Below are 16690 nucleotides of genomic sequence, written 5' to 3' on the forward strand. Positions count from 1 at the left end.
CGAACGGGTTCACGCCAGGGCGGGGATGCGTTCCAGGATGCCTCCGGCGAAGACGTCATAGAGGCCGAGCGGCTCCAGGTGGACGTAGCCGATGTGGCAGTCGCAGACGTCCAGTGGGCAGGGACGCGGGCGGAGGCCGGCACGGAACGTCCCGTCGTAGAGGTTGCCCAGGACGGCCGGGACGAAGTGGCAGCGCCGGACGGTCCCGTCGCCGTCCACGGATATGACGTCGTCACCGGTTCGACAGGCGCGGCCGAGGCTGGGGTGAGGGTCGCGGCTGTGGCCGAACAGGGGGTCGATCGCCGTCCAGTCTGCGGCCTCGGCGTCGGTGTAGGTGAGTCCTTCGGCGGCGTTCACCCACAGGTAGACGTGTCCGGGCAGGTCGGCGCGCAGGCGGCGGGCGTCCGCGAGGTGCTCGGGCTGGCCGACGATGCCGACCGAGTATCGGATGCCGCGTTCCGCCAGGTCACGGGCCTTGTCGAGGAACCGCTCGTAGGGCACCTGGCCGGGGTGGAAGGTGGCCCAGAGCGCCAGCCGGGACGGGTCGGCGTCGGACGTCCAGCTCGTCCGGTGGCTGAGGTTCGTCTGGATCGCCACGCGCCGGACGTGCGGAAGGTGGCTCAGCTCGACCAGCGCCCGCCGGTACCAGGACCGGACGACGCCCTCGCCCCACGGCGTGAACAGCACGGACACCGGATGCCGCTGTGCCGCGACCCACGCGGTGAAGCGTTCCAACGCCGTCCGGTCGGCGCGGAGTTGCTCAACGCTGTCGCGGCGCTTGGCGAACGGGCAGTAGGGGCAGTCGTAGTCGCAGCTCGCGAGGGGACCGCGGTAGAGGATCGTCAGGTGGGCGCCGGGCGCGGGCTCCGCCGGGACGACCGGATCGGGGAGGAAGACGGCGGGCATCAGCGGGCCTCGTAGGCGTCCATGAGGGTGCGGACGTCGCCGGAGAACAGGGCGGGGCCGACCGCGTCCGAGTGGGCGAGGCCTTCGGGGGTGAGCCGCAGCAGGTCGGGGCGGACGTCCAGCCAGTCCTGGTCGGCGAAGCCCTTGAGGTCGCCCGCGAAGTCGTCCATCGCGTCGGTCCCGAAGCGGGCACGGTAGTCGGAGCGGTCGAGCCCGGACGCCTGGAGCAGCGACTGGACGAGGTGCCGGCGCCGCCGTTCGGCGTCGTCCAGGCGGAAGCCGACGCGGGCCGTCCCGAAGGAGTCCGCGCGGACGTAGTCGTCGATGATCGCGCGGACCTCGGTCGCGCCGACCGCGTACTCGAACGAGTAGTGCAGGTCGGAGGTGTAGGAGCGGGCTCCGCAGCCGAGGCCGACCATGCCGTCGGTCTGGCAGCAGTACTCGGTGCCCCCGGCTCCGGTGCCCGCGGCGGCGATGTCAGGGAGGCGGAACATGCGCATGGAGACCTGCTCGTATCCGGCGGCGAGCAGGTGGTCGCGGCCCTGCCGGTAGAGCGCGAGGCGGTGGTCGTCCCAGTCGCGGCCGAGCCGGAACAACCCGGTCAGCGGCCGCTTGTACAGCGGGTAGAGGTAGATCTCCTCGGGCTTCCAGCTCAGCGCGGTGTCGAGCGAGTAGCGCCAGCTTTCGGCCGTCTGACCTGCGATCCCGTAGATCAGGTCGATGTTCAGGACGGGGATCTCGGCGTCCCGGATCGCGTCGAGGGCGGCGTCGACCTCGACGCGCTTCTGCGGCCGGACGGCGGCGCGCGCCTCGGCGTCGACGAAGCTCTGCACGCCGATCGAGATCCGGGTCGTCCCGCGGTCGCGCAGGACGCGCAGCCGGTCGGGGGTCGCGGTCGCCGGGGACGTCTCGACGCCCAGCGGCACGAATCCGAGTGGGGCGAACCGGGACGCGATGTCGCAGAGCCGGTCGAGCTCGGCGGCGGTCAGGTAGGTCGGGGTGCCGCCGCCGAACGCGGCCGTCGCGAAGGCCGCCTCGTCGCCCAGGGCGTCCAATGCGGCGGACGCCTGGCGTTCGAGGGCCGAGAGGTAGGCGTCCGTCAGGTCCTCGGACGCGCCCGTCCGTGTGAAGAGGTTGCAGAAGCCGCAGCGCATCTCGCAGAACGGGATGTGCAGGTAGAGGAAGAGGGCGCTCTTGTCCTCCTCCTCCCATACCGACCGCAGCGACGGCGCGGGGTCGAGCGGCCGGTACGCGGTCTTGTGCGGGTAGGCGTACACGTAACCCTGATAGGGGCTGGTCATCAAAGGACGAACTCTCCATAAGGGACGGTCCACACGACCTCGTGGCCGATGCGGTGCCCGACGTGGCCGTCCTCGCCGTAGGCGGTGCCGTGGTCGGAGCAGATGATCACGAGGGAGGGGCGGCGGAGCGCGGCGAGCAGGCGGGGCAGGCGGGCGTCCACGTACCGCAGCGCGGCGGCGTGGCTGGCCCGGGTGTCGCCGGACTCGCGGGTCGCGCCGTCCAGGTAGAACCAGTTGGGCTGATGCAGCGCGGACACGTTGAGCAGCAGGAACAGCCGCCTCTCCGCGTCGAGGGCGCCGATCGACGTCTCGATGCGGGCGATCTGGTGGTCCAGGCCGGCCGGGTCGGTGACGCCGAAGGACCGCTCCCAGTGGCTCTCGGCGAACAGCGACGGCAGCGCCGAGCCGAGGGCCGTCGTCTTACTGAAGAAGCCGACGCCGCCCACGCAGACCGTGTGGTACCCGGCCCGCGCGAGGCCGGTCGGGAGGTCGGCGGCGTCGAACGTCCACGTTCCCGGGGCCGTGGTCTCGCTGCCGGGGAAGGCGGCGGCGAACAGCCGGGGGTGCGGGCCGGGCGCGGCGGGCGTCGGCAGGAATCCTGCGAGCATCGCGGCGTGCGCGGCGTAGGTGAAACTGCCGGGCGTGTGCCGCCGCTCCCACCGCCCCCCGGGCAGAACGGCGGCGAGGTTCGGCGTCTCCCCCGCGTCGAGCAGCTCTTCGGCGACGTCGAAGCGGAGGGTGTCGAGGGTCACCAGCACCACGTCGTGGGTGCCGACGACCTCGTTCATGTCACGCATGGGATCCCGACAAGGCAGACAATGCGGCTCTGACCTGGGCAGTGTAGGCGTCGACGCCGGCCGCCGGTCCGTCCGGGAGACCGGGGAGGTTCGGCAGCAGGTCGCCGAACGCGTTCACCTCGCCGATCGCGTACCGCCGCCAGCCGATGCCGAGGAGCAGGTCGACGCCGACCATGAGACTGCGCGGGAAGCACGCCGCGGCCCGCGCGCACACGTCCATCGCCTTTCGCCAGCCGTCCTCGCCGAGCGCGGCCCGGACGGCGCCGAGGTCCCCGCGCTGCCCGCCCAGGTGCAGGTTCGTCATCGGGACGGTGCTGGTGCGGACGACCGCGTGCGTCGGGACTCCCCCGACCACCACGACCCGTAGGTCGAGGACGCGCCCGTCCAGCGCCGCCTTCGGCATCCAGCGTTCGACGTGCAGACCGTCCGGGGCGAGGGCGTCGACCAGCGCGGCGACCTCCTCCTCCGTCCGGTACGTCCGGACGCGCAGCGAGTTGTGGAACCCGTCCGCGCGCCGCACCGCCGACGTCACCGCCTTGATCCGATCCCCGGTCCCGCCCGGCGCGACCTCGAGGGCGATGACGCCGGACGCGGACGAACCGTGCGCGGGCTTGACGAAGACGCGGTGCTCGTTCGCCTCCGCCATGCGGGCGCGCAGCGCCGCGTAGCCGTCGACGCCGGTCAGCACGGGCGGCACCGGCACTCCGGCGGCGGACAGCCGGGCGTGGCAGAGCCGCTTGTCGAACATGACGGCGATCTCGTCCGGGTCGTTCAGGAGCGGCGCGTCCGCGTCGCGCGCGGCGTCCGCGATCCGGCCCAGCCCGGCGACGAACCCCTCGTACCAGCGGGCCCCACCTCCGGTCCGGGTCGGGGCGACGTCGCCGCGGAGCAGGGCGTCCGCCTCTGGGTCCTCGCCGGGCGAGTCGATTCGGACCGGGACCCCGGCAGGCAGCGTGAACGAGCCGCGCAACACGTCCGGCCAGCCGATGACCTGCGGTTCCGCGAGCCCGGCGGCCCGGCAGGCGTCCGCGAACAGCGTGACCCGCCGGTCCCCCGGGTACCCGATGACGACGAAGGACATTCTCACTCCGACACGGCGACGTACAGGCCGTGGGCCTCGGCGTCCTTGCGGTCGTCCAGGTTGATCTCGACGCCTGGCAGGCGCCTGCGGAACGAGGCCGCCATCTCGTCCGACAGGAAGGTGCGGTGCAGGTCGAGCGACTTCAGGTGGGTGAGCGTCTGGCCGAACAGGAGCGCCTCGCCGCCCGCGTCGGTCAGGACGCCCATGGCCAGGCTCAGGGACTCGAGGCGCACGACGACCGGGGCTTCGGCCACCTCGGCGGCGATCTCGTCCTGGATCTCCGAGTTCTCCAGGCCGAGATGGCGGAGGGCGGGGAGGCGTTCGCCGGAGAGGAGACCGATGAGGTCGTCGCCGCGCACGTCGCCGCCGTACTCCTCCTCGCCGAGCCAGAGGTCCAGGTGTTCGAGGTTCGGCAGGTCGCTCGCGATGACGGCCCGGACGATCCCGACGGGCAGACCGCCGGACTCGAAGCGCAGCGTCCGGAGCGACTCGCTCGCGAAGGGCTCGAACACCAGGCTGTCGCTGCCCCGGACGTCCAGCCGTTCAAGCTTCGGGAAGGCCTTCAGCAACGGAGTGATGTCGCCATGGACGATCCAGGAGATCTCCGACTCCTCCATCGTCATCTCGCCGAGGAACAGCGAGCGCAGCGCGGGGAGGCGGTCCGCGACCTCGGCCAGGACCTTCCCCGGGTGGTCGTCGCTGTCGCCGTTCCCGTACCGGCCGACGACGATCGCCTCGATACGGCCGGCGTCGACGGAGTCCAGGAGGGCGATGAGCGCGTCGCGCCACGTGCCCTGGCGGCCCTCCCCGATCCGCCACGCGACCGTCTCCGGATCGGGCAGCCGCTCGGCGGACGCCTCGAACTCGTGGACGGGCAGGCCGGCGTACTCCTCGAGGTGCTCGATGACGGTCATCGCGTCACTCCGAGATCTCGATGAAGAACCAGTCGCCGCCGTGCGGCGTCATCTGGCCGTCCAGCAGCACCTCGACGCCGGGAAGAGCGGCGCGGACGCGCTCGATCATGGAGTCCGAGAGGAAGTGGTGTTCCAGGTCGAGCTTCTTCAGGTGGGTCAGCGGCTGCCCGGCCAGCAGGGACTCCGCGCCCGTGTCGGTGAGGATGCCCATGCCGAGGGAGAGCGTCTCCAGCTGGGCGACGACCGCCGCGCCCGCGACGGCGGCGGCGACCTGGTCCTCGATCTCGGAGTTCTCCAGGCCGAGGCGGCGCAGGGCGGGAAAGCGCTCGCCGGACAGCAGGGGCGCGAGGTCGTCCGTGGTCGCGTCGCCGCCGTAGTTCGGAGTGCCGAGCCAGAGGTCCAGGTGTTCGAGGTTCGGCAGGTCGCTGGCCCCGACCGCCCGGACGACCTCGGCGGGCAGCCCGCCGGACTCGAACCGGAGCGTCCGCAGGCCGGAGTGCTCGAACGGGTTGAGGACGAGCCCCTGCGAGCCGCGGACCTCGAACCGCTCCAGCTCCGGGAACGCGTCGAGCACGGGGGTGATGTCCCCGTGCTCGATCCAGGAGATCTCCGCCTCCTCCATCACGACGTCGCCGACGAACAGCGAGCGCAGCGCCGGGAACGCGGGCGCGGCCTCGGCGAGGAGTGTGCCCACGTCGGCGGCGCCGTCGCCGTAGGACGCACCCCAGTACCCGATGATCAGCGCCGTGATCCCACTGGTGTCCACCTGCTCGCGGAACCGGGCCCAGACGTCCTCGAAGGGCTCCTCGTCGAACTGGGTGCGGACGGCCCAGGCGTAGGACGCCGGCGAGGTGAGCGCTCCGGCGGGAAGTTCACCGTCCGCAGGTTCGCCGTCGGTGACCTCGTCGTCCAGGAGTTCGTCGTCCGGGACTTCTTCGTTCGGGCCGAACGTCGCCACGGGCAGGCCGGCGTACTCGGTGAGGTTCTGGTGGATGGTCATCGGGTCCCTTTCCGGATCACTGTCGGGACATGTCCTACCAGGGGCGCCCGACAAATGCCGTCCGCTCAGGCGAAACGTCCGGAGGTTCCATCACTCCGACACTTCGACGTAGAAGCCGTCGTCATCGTCGCGCTCCTGCCGGTCGTCCAGGTTCACCTCGACGCCGGGGAGGGCGGCGCGGACGCGCTCGGCCATCGCCTCCGAGAGGAAGTGGTAGTGCAGGTCGAGCTTCTTCAGATGGGACAGCGGCTGCCCGGACAGCAGCGCCTCCGCGCCGGTGTCGGTCAGCATGCCCATGGCCAGGCTCAACGACTCCAGCCGGGCCACGACCGGAGCGCCCGCGACGGCCGCGGCGACCTCGTCCTGGATCTCCGCGTCCTCGAGGCCCAGGTGGCTCAGTTTGGGCAGGGCCGTGCCGGACAGGAAGGGCTCGAGGTCCTGGACCGTCGCGTCGCCGAGGTACTCGGACGCGCCGAGCCACAGGTCGAGATGCGTCAGGTTGGGCAGCGTGCTCTGCCCGACGGTCCGGACGATCTCGGCGGGCAGGCCGCCGGACTCGAACCGCAGCACCTTCAGCGCCTCGCTCTTGACCGGCTCGAACGACAGGCCCTCCACGCCCCGGACCTCGACCCGTTCCAGTGCCGGGAACGCCGTGAAGACCGACGTCGTGTCGCTGTGCTGGATCCAGGAGATCTCGGCCTCCTCGGCGACGATGTCGCCGAGGAACAGGGACCGCAGCGCCGGGAGGGCGGACGCCGAGCCGGAGAGCAGTGCGGGGACGTCGGCCTTCTCGTCGTAGATGCCCCAGTAGCCGACGACCAGCGCCGTGATCCCGCTGGTGTCGACGGTCTTCAGGAACCGCGGCCAGAGGTCGGTGAAGGACTCCTCGTCGTGCCCGGAGCGGACGGCCCACGCGTACGACGACGGCGACGCCAGGGCCTCCTTGGACGGGTCACCGGACGCGCCGAACTCCGCAACCGGAAGTCCGGCGAACTCGGTCAGATGCTGAGAGACGCCCATGTGTTCCTCCTGGTCAAGGTCGGAAACCCCGTCCTACCAACACCATGTGACGGACATGGGCGGCTTGGGGAAACCTCCGTCCGACCGTGTCATTCGCACTCGTCCGCGTAGAACTTCGGCAACTCGTCCTCGCCCTCGTGTTCCCGCTGGTCACTCAGGTCGACATCGACGCCGGAAAAGGCGGTGGCCCCCGGACGGGATCGTCCGGGGGCCACCTGCGAAGGGGTCACGCGTCAGGCGGGGAGCACCGAGCCGTGGTACTCGTCCTGGATGAACTTCTTGACCTCCGGGCCGCGGAGCAGCTCGACGAGCTTCTTGATCTTCTCGTCGTCCTTCTTCTCGGGGGTGGTCACCAGGCCGTTCACGTACGGGTTGCCCTGCGAGGCCTCGGTCGCGAGCGCGTCCTTGGACGGGTCGAGCTTGGCCTCGAGCGCGTAGTTGCCGTTGATCACCGAGGCGTCCACGTCACCGAGCTGGCGCGGCAGCGTGGCGGCGTCGGCCTCCTTGAACTTCAGGCCCTTCGGGTTGGACGCGATGTCCCGCGGGGTGGCCTTCTCCTCGGTGCCGGGCTTCAGCGTGATGAGCTGGTTGGCGGCCAGCAGCTTCAGCGCCCGCGCCTCGTTGGACGGGTCGGACGGCACGCTGACGGTCGCGCCCTGCTTCAGCTCGGAGAGCTGCTTGACCTTCTTGGAGTAGACCGCGAGCGGCTCGAGGTGGACGCCCGCGACGAACACCAGCTTGGCGCCGAGCTTCTGGTTCGACTCGTCCAGGTACGGCTTGTGCTGGAAGTAGTTGGCGTCGATCTGGCCGTCCTTCACGGCGGGGTTCAGCTGCTCGTAGTTGCTGAACTCCTTGACCTCGAGCTTGAGGCCCGCCTTGTCGGCCAGGTTCTTCTTGACGTAGCCGAGGATCTCGGCGTGCGGCACGGAGGTCGCGCCGACGACGAGGGTGTCCTTGTCCTTGCTGGAGCCGCAGGCGGCGAGGCCGATCAGCAGTCCTGCGGCGGCCACGGTGGCGGTGATCTTACGAAGCACGAAGAGTGCCCCCTTCTGGTGTGAACCGGCGCTGTGGGCCGGCCCGGTGAACCAACGGTTGAACTAGCGGTGTGAACTAGCGGTGGGACAGGCGCCGGACGAGCCGGTCGCCGAGCAGCTGGACGACCTGCACCAGCACGACGATCACCGCGACGACCGCGATCATCACCGTGTTCTCGAAGCGCTGGTAGCCGTAGCGGATGGCGATGTCGCCGAGGCCGCCGCCGCCGATCGCCCCGGCCATCGCCGAGTAGCCGATCAGCGCGACGAAGGTGACGGTGAGGCCCGCAAGCAGGCCCGGACGGGCCTCGCGGAGCAGCACCTTCCCGGCGATCTGGACGCGGGAGGCGCCCATCGCGCGGGCGGCGTCGACGACGCCCGGGTCCACCTCGCGCAGCGAGGTCTCCACGAGCCGGGCGTAGAACGGGATGGCCGAGACCGCGAGCGGGACGATCGCGGCGGTGGTGCCGATGGTGGTGCCGACCAGCGCCCGGGTGAGCGGCAGCAGCGCCACCAGCAGGATGATGAACGGGATGGACCGTCCGACGTTCACGACCAGCCCGAGCAGGTGGTGGACGGCCGGGACCGGGGCCAGCCCGCGCCGGTCGGTGACGACCAGCGCGAGGCCGAGCAGCACCCCGGCCACGGCGGTGATCACGGTGGCCCAGACCGTCATCTGGAGCGTCTCGACGGTGCCCTGCCGCAGCAGCGGCCAGATCTCGTCCCAGGTCATGCCGCCACCTCCGTGCCGGACGCCCGGTGGACCTCGACGGTCAGGCCCGAGTCGCGCAGGTGCGCGAGCTGGGCGGCGTTGAGGTCGGGGTCGCCGGGCAGCTCGATGCGCAGCCGTCCGATCCGGGTGCCGCCGACCTCCTCGACCGCGCCGCCGAGGATGTTCACGTCGATCGCGTAGGTGCGGGCCAGGGACGACACGAACGGCCGGTCGGCCGCGTCGCCCTCGAACGTCACGTCCACGACGGTGGTCCCCGGACGGACGTCGGCGGCGGGCAGCGGGAACAGGTCCCGGGCCAGCTCGGAGCCGGGTCGCAGCAGCAGGTCGCGGAGCGTCCCGGACTCCACCACACGGCCGTCGCGCATGATCGCGGCCGAGTCACAGATCCGCTTCACCACGTCCATCTCGTGCGTGATGAGCAGGACGGTCAGCCCGAGCCGGTCGCGCAGGTCGCGCAGCAGCGCGAGGATCGACGCGGTCGTCTCGGGGTCGAGCGCGGAGGTCGCCTCGTCCGACAGCAGCACCTTGGGACGGCCCGCGAGGGCGCGGGCGATCCCGACGCGCTGCTTCTGCCCGCCGGAGATCTGCGCGGGGTAGGCCTTCGCGTGGTCGGTGAGGCCGACGAGGTCGAGCAGCTCGTCCACCCGGGCGGCCCGCTCGGCGCGCGGCACGCCCATGACCTCCAGCGGGAACGCGACGTTCCCGGCCACCGTCCGGCTGGACAGCAGGCCGAAGTGCTGGTGGATCATCCCGATGCCCTGCCGGGCCGCGCGCAGTTCGCCGCGCGGCAGCGTGAGCAGGTCGCGTCCGTCCACCTCGATCCGTCCCGAGTCGGGACGTTCCAGCAGGTTGACGCAGCGCAGCAGGGTGCTCTTGCCCGCGCCGGAGCGGCCGAGGACGCCGAAGATCTCGCCCTCGCGGACGCTGAGGTCGACGCCGTCGACGGCGGAGAGCTCGCGGCCTCGGGACCGGTAGGTTTTTCGAAGTTTCTCGATCTGGATCATAGGAATCATCCGTGCAGGCGACCGCGCCCGGACAGGGCGTCGGCGGAACGGGACAGGGACGTTCGGGATGCGGAGCGCGGGCGCGGCTGCGACTACGCGGGTGCATTCACGGTGGCGGGGTGCGGTTTCGCGGAACCGGGTGCGTCTCGCGGTGGCGATGCGGTTCCACGGTGTGGCGGGTGCGATACCGCGCTGTGCGGTTTCGCGGTGGCTGGTGGGTCATCGCGGTGGCGATGCGATGTCGCGGTGGCGGGTGCGGGTCTCGCGGTGCCGGTGCGATGTCGCGGTGCCGGGGCCGCCGCCTGTGGAGGCGGGACGCCGGGAGACGCTTTCCGCTGAGGACGCCGTGCGGCGGCTCAGGCGAGTCCGGGCGGGTACGGCGCGTGGGTCAGCAGATGCCGTTGGAAGATCATGTGCAGATGCGGCTTCCGGTCATGAAGATCATCGGAGGTCGCTCGCTTCGGGGCGCGAGACAGGGGTCGGCGGGGGCCCTCAGCGGTCACACATTCGACACATGCGCATACACCCCATGGCCCGCATGATCTGCAGGCGGCGCGGCTGGCTCGGGTGTACGGCGGTCATAGCCCGGTAGTAAACCCGCCGGACGCCCGCGACGCAAATCGGAATACCCCGGCGACCTGCGCAAACGTGCGCCAGGTCACACGATCACCACCAGGGCGGACGCCGCCGGAACGGCCACGGGCGCGTGTGGACAGGCCTGGCGGCGCCGCTCCGTCCGGCGGTGTCGACACGCTGTCGGACGCCGCCGGGCGGGGTTCGCGGCCGTCAGTAGTGGACGCTGACGGAGCCCGAGCCGGCCGACACGTCGAGCAGGTTCGGGGCGGACTCGTTCCGGATGCCGTCCGCGAACTGGCGGGACCCCGAGCCGCTGGCGCCGGCGATCCGGTACTGCGATCCGGCCGGGACGCCGACCAGGACCGTGCCGGAGCCGGTCCGCGCGACGACCCGGGTCGGGGCCTTGGTGAAGGTCAGATCGATCGAACCGGAGCCGGACGCGACGTCCACCGTTCCGGCGGTCAGGCGGTCGCCGATGACCGAACCGCTGGACACCACCGCGTGCAGGGGCCCGGAAAGGTCGGCGAAATCCAGCGTCCCGGAGTTGTTCTTGACGTCCACCGAGCCCGTCATGCCGCGCACGGCGAGGGTGCCGGAGGTCATCCGGCCGCGGACGTCGACGCCGCTCGGGACGCTGAGCGTCACGTTCGCGTCGCAGAGGTCCAGCATGGTGAGGCCGCCGTCCCCGCAGATCACCTTGAGCATCAGCGTGTCGCCGTCCCACGTGGTCCTGATGCGCGGCTTCGACGTGATCCAGTGCAGGTCCTTGTCGAGCCGGGCCGGTCCGGACGCCCCCGCCCGGACGGTCACGGCCGCGGACGTCGCGTCGACCTCGACCGCCCGGAGCCGGTGCGACACCAGCGTTTCGGAGGTCTCCGAGGCGCGTTGCAACTGCACCCCGGCGACCTCCAGCACGGTCGGGACGGCGACGGACAGCGCGGTGAGCGCGGCCAGCGCGAGCCAGGGTCCCCGCCTGCGCGGACGCGCCCGGGGGTCCGGGGCGTCCGGCGTCTCGGTCCGCGGGTCGTCGGTGATGGTCACGTGGAGTCTCCGTCCAGGAAGCGCAGGACGGCGAGCACCCGGCGGTGGTCGCCCTCGGCGTGCGGGAGGTCGAGCTTGGCGAAGATGCTGTTGATGTGCTTGGCGACCGCGCTCTCGCTCACGACCAGGGCGGCCGCGATGCCGCCGTTGGAGCGGCCCTCCGCCATCAGCGCGAGCACTTCGCGTTCGCGCGGGGTGAGCCGTTCGAGCGGGTCGCTGTTGCGGCGCAGCAGGAGCTGGGAGACGACCTCGGGGTCCAGGGCGGTGCCGCCGCCGGCGACCCGGCGCAGCGCGTCCAGGAAGGCCGACACGTCCGCGACCCGGTCCTTCAGCAGGTAGCCGACGCCGCTGGTGTTGGTGGCGAGCAGGTCGGCCGCGTACCGCTCCTCGACGTACTGGGACAGCAGCAGGACCGACACCTCCGGGTACTCCCTGCGGAGCACGAGCGCGGCGCGGACGCCCTCGTCGGTGAAGCCGGGCGGCATCCGGACGTCCACGATCGCGGCGTCCGGGCGGTGCTGGGCGACGGCGGCCAGCAGGCCCTCCGCCTCGCCGACCGCGGCCGCGACCTCGAAGCCCGAGGTCTCCAGCAGCTTGATCAGCCCGGCTCGCAGCAGGACCGAGTCCTCGGCGATCACAATGCGCACGGCAACTCCACGGTGATGGTGGTGGGGCCCCCTTCGGGGCTGGTGAAGCGGAAGGTACCGTCCACCGAGTTCACGCGGCGGGCCAGCCCGCGCAGTCCGGTCCCGGCGTCGAAGGACGCGCCGCCCCTCCCGTCGTCGGCGATCGTCACGTGGAGGACGTCGCCGCGGCGCACCACCGCCACGTCCACCGACGTCGCGCCCGCGTGCTTGACGACGTTCGTGAGCGCCTCGGACACCACGAAGTACGCGACGGCCTCGACCGTGGAGGACGCGCGGCGCGCCACGTCCACCTCGAGCCGGACCGGGAGCGGGACGCGGGCCGCGATGCCGGACAGCGCCGCGTCCAGGCCCCGGTCCTCCAGGACCGCGGGGTGCAGGCCGCGGATGAAGTTCCGCAGGTCGGTGAGGATCTCCTTGGACTCCTCGTGCGCCTCGACGAGCACCTGCAGCACCTCGGGCGACAGGTCCTTGAGGGTCTCCCGGGCCAGGCCGAGGTTCATCGCGAGCGAGACGAGCCGCTGCTGGACGCCGTCGTGCAGGTCGCGCTCGATGCGGCGGCGTTCGATGTCGGCCGCGTCCACGACCTCGGCGCGCTTCTCGGCCAGGTCCTCGACGCGCTTGAGCAGCTCCTGGGTCACGTCCGGGCCGAGCAGGGACCGGACGGCCCCGACGTCCCAGCGCGCCACACCGGTCGTGAGGTACGGCGTCGTGAACAGCACGAACACCCCGCCCGCGGTGATCGCCCCGACGCGGATGGCGTGCCCGGACAGCGACAGCGGGCTGTCGGGGGGAAGCGCCCAGGCGTAGGCGCCCACGGTCGTCAGCGCGAAACCACCGAGCCAGCACGCGACCGTCGCGAGGCCGGCCATCGCGATCAGCGGACCGACCACCAGGTGGTAGCGGACGAGCCGCCACAGCTCCCGTGAGCGCAGGTCGCGGAGGGCGTCCCACGGGGAGGCGTCCGGCTCGCGCGGCAGCGGGGGGATGTCCACGCCGAGCACCGCCCAGCAGCGCTCGCGGTGCGCGGACGCCAGGGGCCGCGCCAGCAGCACCACGCCGATCAGCGGGAGGGCCAGCCAGAACAGGATGGCCACCACGTCGGTCGCCGCCCACAAGAGCCAGGGCAGCGCCACCGCCGCCCAGCCGGCGAGCTGAAGGGGCACCCCGGAGGCGACGAAGACGGAATCCCGCCATGTCGCCCGAGACCACGGCGCGTGGGTGAGGGCGCGCCGTGCTGAGGAACTGGACACCATGCCCCAGACGGTAGGGCCCGCGACGTTCCGCCCGCCATGCAGCGGTTTGCCGGATGGGGGTGGTGTTAAGTGCACCCCGGTTCGGATGACGCCGTTACTGATCTTCGAAGGCCGTTCGACCAGGCTGGAAGCAGGTCGAGAAGACCGCCGTTTCAAGGAGGAACCCAGCATGGTCGCCACTGTCAGCCCGATCGCCCGTCCGCGTGGCCGTCGGACCGTCTTCACCTCGCGACCGGTCTCCGTTCCCGCCCCGCGCCCGGTCTCGGTTCCCTCTCCGCGTCAGGGCGCCGTTCCCGCTCTTCCCGCCGCCCCCGCCGTTCCCACCTTCCCCGTCCCCCGCCTGGGGGCGCTGCAGCGGGTGCGCCCGGGGCACCTGCTGGCGGCGGCCGGGCTGGCGCTGCTGCCCTGGATGGCGTTCCTCGCCTACCGGATGCCGACCGAGGCGCACGTGACGAACTGGTCGGCGGCCTGGATCGGGCTGGACGCGATGCTCGCGATCGGCCTGATCGGCACGGGCCTGCTGGCGGTGCGCCGCGACCCCCGGATGGCGCTGCCCGCCGTCGGGACGTCCGCGCTGCTGTTCATGGACGCCTGGTTCGACGTCCTGACGTCCGCGCCGGGGGCCGAGCGAGCCCTCTCCATGGTGCTCGCGGCGGGCATCGAGCTCCCGCTCGCGGTGGTGTGCGCCGTCGCGGCCTACCGCGCCTTCCCGAAGCCCTCCGCCGACCGCGCCTGAGCCCCGGCGGCCCTGGCCGCCGAGAGCGGTTTCAGGGCCCCCACCTGCGAGGAAACGACTCGTTCACCACATTCGCGCAAGATCGGTGATGACATCCCGTTCGGGCCTCTAGCATGGCGGGAACGCAGGGCCGGTCCCCCGCTCCCGAGGGCTCGGCCCTTTGCCCTGAAGGCACGATCTGAGGTCCGCATCATGAACGACCGCGAAGTGCGCGAGCAGTGCCTCCGCCTCCTGCGCGACGGCTCGTCCGAGTCCCCCGCCATCCCCGCCGCTCCCGGCGCCGCGGTGGACCCGGGAGCGGCGGCGCCCGGCGGGCCCGCTCCCTTCCTCGACGCCGACGGCGACGCCCTGCTGTCCCATGACGTCGACGGCGACATCGCGGTGGTGAGCGTGCTGCGGCACGGAGGCGGCGTGCTCCGGGCGGACGAGGTCATGATCGAGGGCCTGACGTTCCAGTTCCGCGGCGGCGAGTGGATGGAGCTCGGCGGCGGCTCCGGGTCGGCCCCGGACCGTCCGCTCGACCGGCGCACCGAGGACGAGCTGGGCGGCGCGCTGCGCGTGTACGCCTCCGGCCGGACGGTCCGCAACGCCGACCGGCTGCTGCCGTGGGGCGCCAAGTGGGTGAACCAGGCGCGGCTGCGAGCCGCCGACGGGGTCGCGTCGATCCGGATCGGGTCCCGGCTGCTGGGCGTGCCGGAGCACGGGCACGTCGCGATCGTCTGGGGCAGCCGCCGCGCGCCCGTCCTGGAGGCGCTGGACGCCGAGGGCGGCGTCAAGGGCGTGCTCGACCTCGAGCCCCGGACCGTCCCCGCGCCTGCCTGACGGACTCCGCGATCCCTTCTAACTTGACTGATCGTTCTCGAAAGACGTAGCGTTCAGCCATGGCCCGCACCAAGGAGTTCGACCCCGACGCCGCGCTGCGCCGCGCCCTGGAGCTGTTCTGGGAGCGCGGCTACGAGGGCACGTCCATGGCCGACCTGGTGGAGCGCACCGGCGTGGCGCGGGCCAGCCTCTACTCGACGTTCGGCGGCAAGCACGACCTGTACACCAAGGCCCTGGACCTGTACACACGGAGCACCCCGTCGATCGTCGAGGCGCTGTCCCAGCCGGGCCCGGCCCTGCCAGCACTCCGCGCGCTCGTCGAGCGGTACGCGACCGAGTCGTGCGACGCGTCCCTGAGGGGGTGCATGGTGGTGAACGCGGCCGTCGAGATGGCGGGCCACGACGCGGCCGTCGCACGCCAGGTCGAGGCGAGCTGGACCGAGCTCGAAACCGCCCTGACCTCGGCGCTCATCCGCGCCCGGGCGCAGGGCGAACTCACTCCGGACCGTGATCCACGGGCGCTGGCCCGGCTCCTGCTGGTGCTGTTCCAGGGCATGCGGGTCCTCGGCCGGGCGGCCGGCGGCGAGGAGCGCCTGCGCGACGCCGCCGACCAAGCCCTGACCCTTCTCACCTGACCTTGCTCGCCTGATCCGTCCGCACCGGGCGGTTCCGGCCCTCTTCTTTGCGTTAATTCAAGACCGATCATTCTTATTAAAGGAGCCCCCCATGCGTTTCAGTGACCGCGTCGTCCTCGTCACCGGCGGCGGAACCGGCCTCGGCCGCGCCACCGCGCTCGCCTTCGCCCGCGAGGACGCGTCCGTCATGGTGGCCGGACGCACCGAGGAGTCGCTGAAGGAGACCGTCCGGCTGATCGAGGCCGACGGCGGGAACGCCGCCCACGTGGTCGCGGACGTGTCCGACTCCGCGGACACCGCGCGCATGGTCGCCGAGACCGTCGAGCGGTTCGGCGGGCTGCACGTGGCGTTCAACAACGCGGGCGCGTCCGTCCCGTTCTCCCCGGTCGCCGACCTGGACGAGGATGCCTGGACGGCCGGCCTGACCGCCAACGCGACCGGCACCTTCCTGTCCATGAAGCACGAGATCGCCCACATGCGCGCGAACGGCGGCGGCGCGATCGTGAACATGGCGTCCAACATCGGCGTCCACGGCCGCCGTCCCGGGCTCGCCGGGTACACGGTCGCCAAGGCCGCCGTCAGCGCCCTGACCAGGGCCGCCGCGCTCGACCACATCGGCGACGGCGTCCGGATCAACGCCGTGAGCCCCGGCGCGTCCGACGGCCCGATGTCCTACCTGCCCGGCGAGTCGGACGAGGACCGGCGCGCCCGGCTGTCCGGTGTCATCCCCGCCGGACGCATGGGCGAGGCCGACGAGATCGCCGCCGCCGTCCTCTGGCTGGCGTCCGACGAGGCGGGCTTCGTCGTCGGCCACGACATGGTCATCGACGGCGGCGTCACCGCCTGATCCCCTCGCGGGGATGACGTGCCGGGTCATCCTCCCGGCGGATTCCGGGAGGGAGACCCGCCGCCCATACTCGTCAGGTGGCGAGACTGGGCGTGAGCAGGGTGGACGGCGTGGTCGCGACCCGACGGATCCGCGCCGAGCTGCCCAGCGTCCACGTCCTCGTCCTGACGATGTTCGACCTGGACGAGCACATGTACGACGCGCTCCGCGCCGGGGCGGGCGGGTTCCTGCTGAAGGACATCCGGCGGGACGCTGGCGGGCGCCGTGCGCGTGGTGGCCCGGGCTGTACGCGCGCTTCGGCGACTGGTTCGCCTGGACGTGCGTCCTGTTCCTGGTCGCCGCG

General features: G+C 72.0%; 18 protein-coding genes. 4 read left to right on the forward strand and 14 right to left on the reverse strand.

Annotation, left to right across the window (positions count from 1 at the left end; translation table 11 throughout):
- Nucleotides 1–9: 9 nt before the first annotated feature.
- The 13 genes from AB0L06_RS22780 to AB0L06_RS22840 all read right to left on the reverse strand — a co-directional run bounded on the left by AB0L06_RS22780 (nucleotide 10) and on the right by AB0L06_RS22840 (nucleotide 13307).
- Nucleotides 10–906, reverse strand: a complete 897-nt coding sequence (locus tag AB0L06_RS22780; protein WP_500233071.1) for an STM4011 family radical SAM protein — start codon at nucleotides 904–906, stop codon at nucleotides 10–12.
- Complete coding sequence (locus AB0L06_RS22785; RefSeq protein ID WP_500233072.1) at nucleotides 906–2207, reverse strand: STM4012 family radical SAM protein; 1302 nt, start codon at nucleotides 2205–2207, stop codon at nucleotides 906–908. The genes AB0L06_RS22780 and AB0L06_RS22785 overlap by 1 nt, the downstream gene beginning before the upstream one ends.
- A complete protein-coding gene (locus tag AB0L06_RS22790) occupies nucleotides 2207–3004 on the reverse strand; it encodes an STM4013/SEN3800 family hydrolase (protein WP_500233073.1) in 798 nt (265 codons plus the stop codon). The genes AB0L06_RS22785 and AB0L06_RS22790 overlap by 1 nt, the downstream gene beginning before the upstream one ends.
- On the reverse strand, nucleotides 2997–4085 hold the full coding sequence (locus AB0L06_RS22795) for an STM4014 family protein (protein WP_500233074.1): 1089 nt from the start codon (nucleotides 4083–4085) through the stop codon (nucleotides 2997–2999). Before AB0L06_RS22795 ends, AB0L06_RS22790 begins: the two co-directional genes overlap by 8 nt.
- Nucleotides 4086–4087: 2 nt before the next feature.
- Nucleotides 4088–4999, reverse strand: coding sequence for an STM4015 family protein (locus AB0L06_RS22800; RefSeq protein ID WP_500233075.1), 912 nt, complete (start codon nucleotides 4997–4999; stop codon nucleotides 4088–4090).
- Between the two features lie 4 nt (nucleotides 5000–5003).
- Complete coding sequence (locus AB0L06_RS22805; RefSeq protein ID WP_500233076.1) at nucleotides 5004–5999, reverse strand: STM4015 family protein; 996 nt, start codon at nucleotides 5997–5999, stop codon at nucleotides 5004–5006.
- 90 nt (nucleotides 6000–6089) lie between these two features.
- Entirely contained in the window at nucleotides 6090–7019 is a 930-nt protein-coding gene (locus AB0L06_RS22810; RefSeq protein ID WP_500233077.1) for an STM4015 family protein, read from the reverse strand.
- A gap of 233 nt (nucleotides 7020–7252) precedes the next feature.
- On the reverse strand, nucleotides 7253–8053 hold the full coding sequence (locus tag AB0L06_RS22815; protein WP_500233078.1) for a MetQ/NlpA family ABC transporter substrate-binding protein: 801 nt from the start codon (nucleotides 8051–8053) through the stop codon (nucleotides 7253–7255).
- A gap of 76 nt (nucleotides 8054–8129) precedes the next feature.
- Nucleotides 8130–8786, reverse strand: a complete 657-nt coding sequence (locus tag AB0L06_RS22820; protein ID WP_500233079.1) for a methionine ABC transporter permease — start codon at nucleotides 8784–8786, stop codon at nucleotides 8130–8132.
- Entirely contained in the window at nucleotides 8783–9790 is a 1008-nt protein-coding gene (locus tag AB0L06_RS22825) for a methionine ABC transporter ATP-binding protein (RefSeq protein WP_500233080.1), read from the reverse strand. Before AB0L06_RS22825 ends, AB0L06_RS22820 begins: the two co-directional genes overlap by 4 nt.
- 786 nt (nucleotides 9791–10576) lie before the next feature.
- Complete coding sequence (locus AB0L06_RS22830) at nucleotides 10577–11407, reverse strand: DUF4097 family beta strand repeat-containing protein (RefSeq protein WP_500233081.1); 831 nt, start codon at nucleotides 11405–11407, stop codon at nucleotides 10577–10579.
- On the reverse strand, nucleotides 11404–12054 hold the full coding sequence (locus AB0L06_RS22835) for a response regulator (RefSeq protein ID WP_500233082.1): 651 nt from the start codon (nucleotides 12052–12054) through the stop codon (nucleotides 11404–11406). The genes AB0L06_RS22830 and AB0L06_RS22835 overlap by 4 nt, the downstream gene beginning before the upstream one ends.
- On the reverse strand, nucleotides 12042–13307 hold the full coding sequence (locus tag AB0L06_RS22840) for a sensor histidine kinase (protein WP_500233083.1): 1266 nt from the start codon (nucleotides 13305–13307) through the stop codon (nucleotides 12042–12044). Before AB0L06_RS22840 ends, AB0L06_RS22835 begins: the two co-directional genes overlap by 13 nt.
- A gap of 169 nt (nucleotides 13308–13476) precedes the next feature.
- Here AB0L06_RS22840 and AB0L06_RS22845 point away from each other — a divergent pair, with 169 nt between their 5' ends.
- From AB0L06_RS22845 to AB0L06_RS22860, 4 genes are all read left to right on the forward strand, one after another.
- Nucleotides 13477–14043, forward strand: a complete 567-nt coding sequence (locus AB0L06_RS22845; RefSeq protein WP_500233084.1) for a hypothetical protein — start codon at nucleotides 13477–13479, stop codon at nucleotides 14041–14043.
- 192 nt (nucleotides 14044–14235) lie between these two features.
- Entirely contained in the window at nucleotides 14236–14865 is a 630-nt protein-coding gene (locus AB0L06_RS22850) for a hypothetical protein (protein WP_500233085.1), read from the forward strand.
- Between the two features lie 59 nt (nucleotides 14866–14924).
- Nucleotides 14925–15500, forward strand: a complete 576-nt coding sequence (locus AB0L06_RS22855; RefSeq protein ID WP_500233086.1) for a TetR/AcrR family transcriptional regulator — start codon at nucleotides 14925–14927, stop codon at nucleotides 15498–15500.
- Nucleotides 15501–15591: 91 nt separating this feature from the next.
- Nucleotides 15592–16347, forward strand: a complete 756-nt coding sequence (locus tag AB0L06_RS22860; RefSeq protein WP_500233087.1) for an SDR family NAD(P)-dependent oxidoreductase — start codon at nucleotides 15592–15594, stop codon at nucleotides 16345–16347.
- A gap of 73 nt (nucleotides 16348–16420) precedes the next feature.
- Here AB0L06_RS22860 and AB0L06_RS22865 read toward each other — a convergent pair whose 3' ends face one another.
- Complete coding sequence (locus AB0L06_RS22865) at nucleotides 16421–16588, reverse strand: hypothetical protein (protein WP_500233088.1); 168 nt, start codon at nucleotides 16586–16588, stop codon at nucleotides 16421–16423.
- Between the last annotated feature and the right edge of the window lie 102 nt (nucleotides 16589–16690).

It is taken from the genome of Spirillospora sp. NPDC052269, assembly GCF_040679435.1.
GTDB lineage: Bacteria > Actinomycetota > Actinomycetes > Streptosporangiales > Streptosporangiaceae > Spirillospora.

Coding starts and splice junctions, on each gene's coding strand:
- AB0L06_RS22825 (WP_500233080.1), bottom strand. CDS start 9,790: ATGATCCAGATCGAGAAACTTCGAAAAACCTACCGGTCCCGAGGCCGC.
- AB0L06_RS22795 (WP_500233074.1), bottom strand. CDS start 4,085: ATGTCCTTCGTCGTCATCGGGTACCCGGGGGACCGGCGGGTCACGCTG.
- AB0L06_RS22790 (WP_500233073.1), bottom strand. CDS start 3,004: ATGCGTGACATGAACGAGGTCGTCGGCACCCACGACGTGGTGCTGGTG.
- AB0L06_RS22785 (WP_500233072.1), bottom strand. CDS start 2,207: ATGACCAGCCCCTATCAGGGTTACGTGTACGCCTACCCGCACAAGACC.
- AB0L06_RS22780 (WP_500233071.1), bottom strand. CDS start 906: ATGCCCGCCGTCTTCCTCCCCGATCCGGTCGTCCCGGCGGAGCCCGCG.
- AB0L06_RS22840 (WP_500233083.1), bottom strand. CDS start 13,307: ATGGTGTCCAGTTCCTCAGCACGGCGCGCCCTCACCCACGCGCCGTGG.
- AB0L06_RS22805 (WP_500233076.1), bottom strand. CDS start 5,999: ATGACCATCCACCAGAACCTCACCGAGTACGCCGGCCTGCCCGTGGCG.
- AB0L06_RS22820 (WP_500233079.1), bottom strand. CDS start 8,786: ATGACCTGGGACGAGATCTGGCCGCTGCTGCGGCAGGGCACCGTCGAG.
- AB0L06_RS22860 (WP_500233087.1), top strand. CDS start 15,592: ATGCGTTTCAGTGACCGCGTCGTCCTCGTCACCGGCGGCGGAACCGGC.
- AB0L06_RS22855 (WP_500233086.1), top strand. CDS start 14,925: ATGGCCCGCACCAAGGAGTTCGACCCCGACGCCGCGCTGCGCCGCGCC.
- AB0L06_RS22810 (WP_500233077.1), bottom strand. CDS start 7,019: ATGGGCGTCTCTCAGCATCTGACCGAGTTCGCCGGACTTCCGGTTGCG.
- AB0L06_RS22845 (WP_500233084.1), top strand. CDS start 13,477: ATGGTCGCCACTGTCAGCCCGATCGCCCGTCCGCGTGGCCGTCGGACC.
- AB0L06_RS22800 (WP_500233075.1), bottom strand. CDS start 4,999: ATGACCGTCATCGAGCACCTCGAGGAGTACGCCGGCCTGCCCGTCCAC.
- AB0L06_RS22850 (WP_500233085.1), top strand. CDS start 14,236: ATGAACGACCGCGAAGTGCGCGAGCAGTGCCTCCGCCTCCTGCGCGAC.
- AB0L06_RS22865 (WP_500233088.1), bottom strand. CDS start 16,588: ATGTCCTTCAGCAGGAACCCGCCCGCCCCGGCGCGGAGCGCGTCGTAC.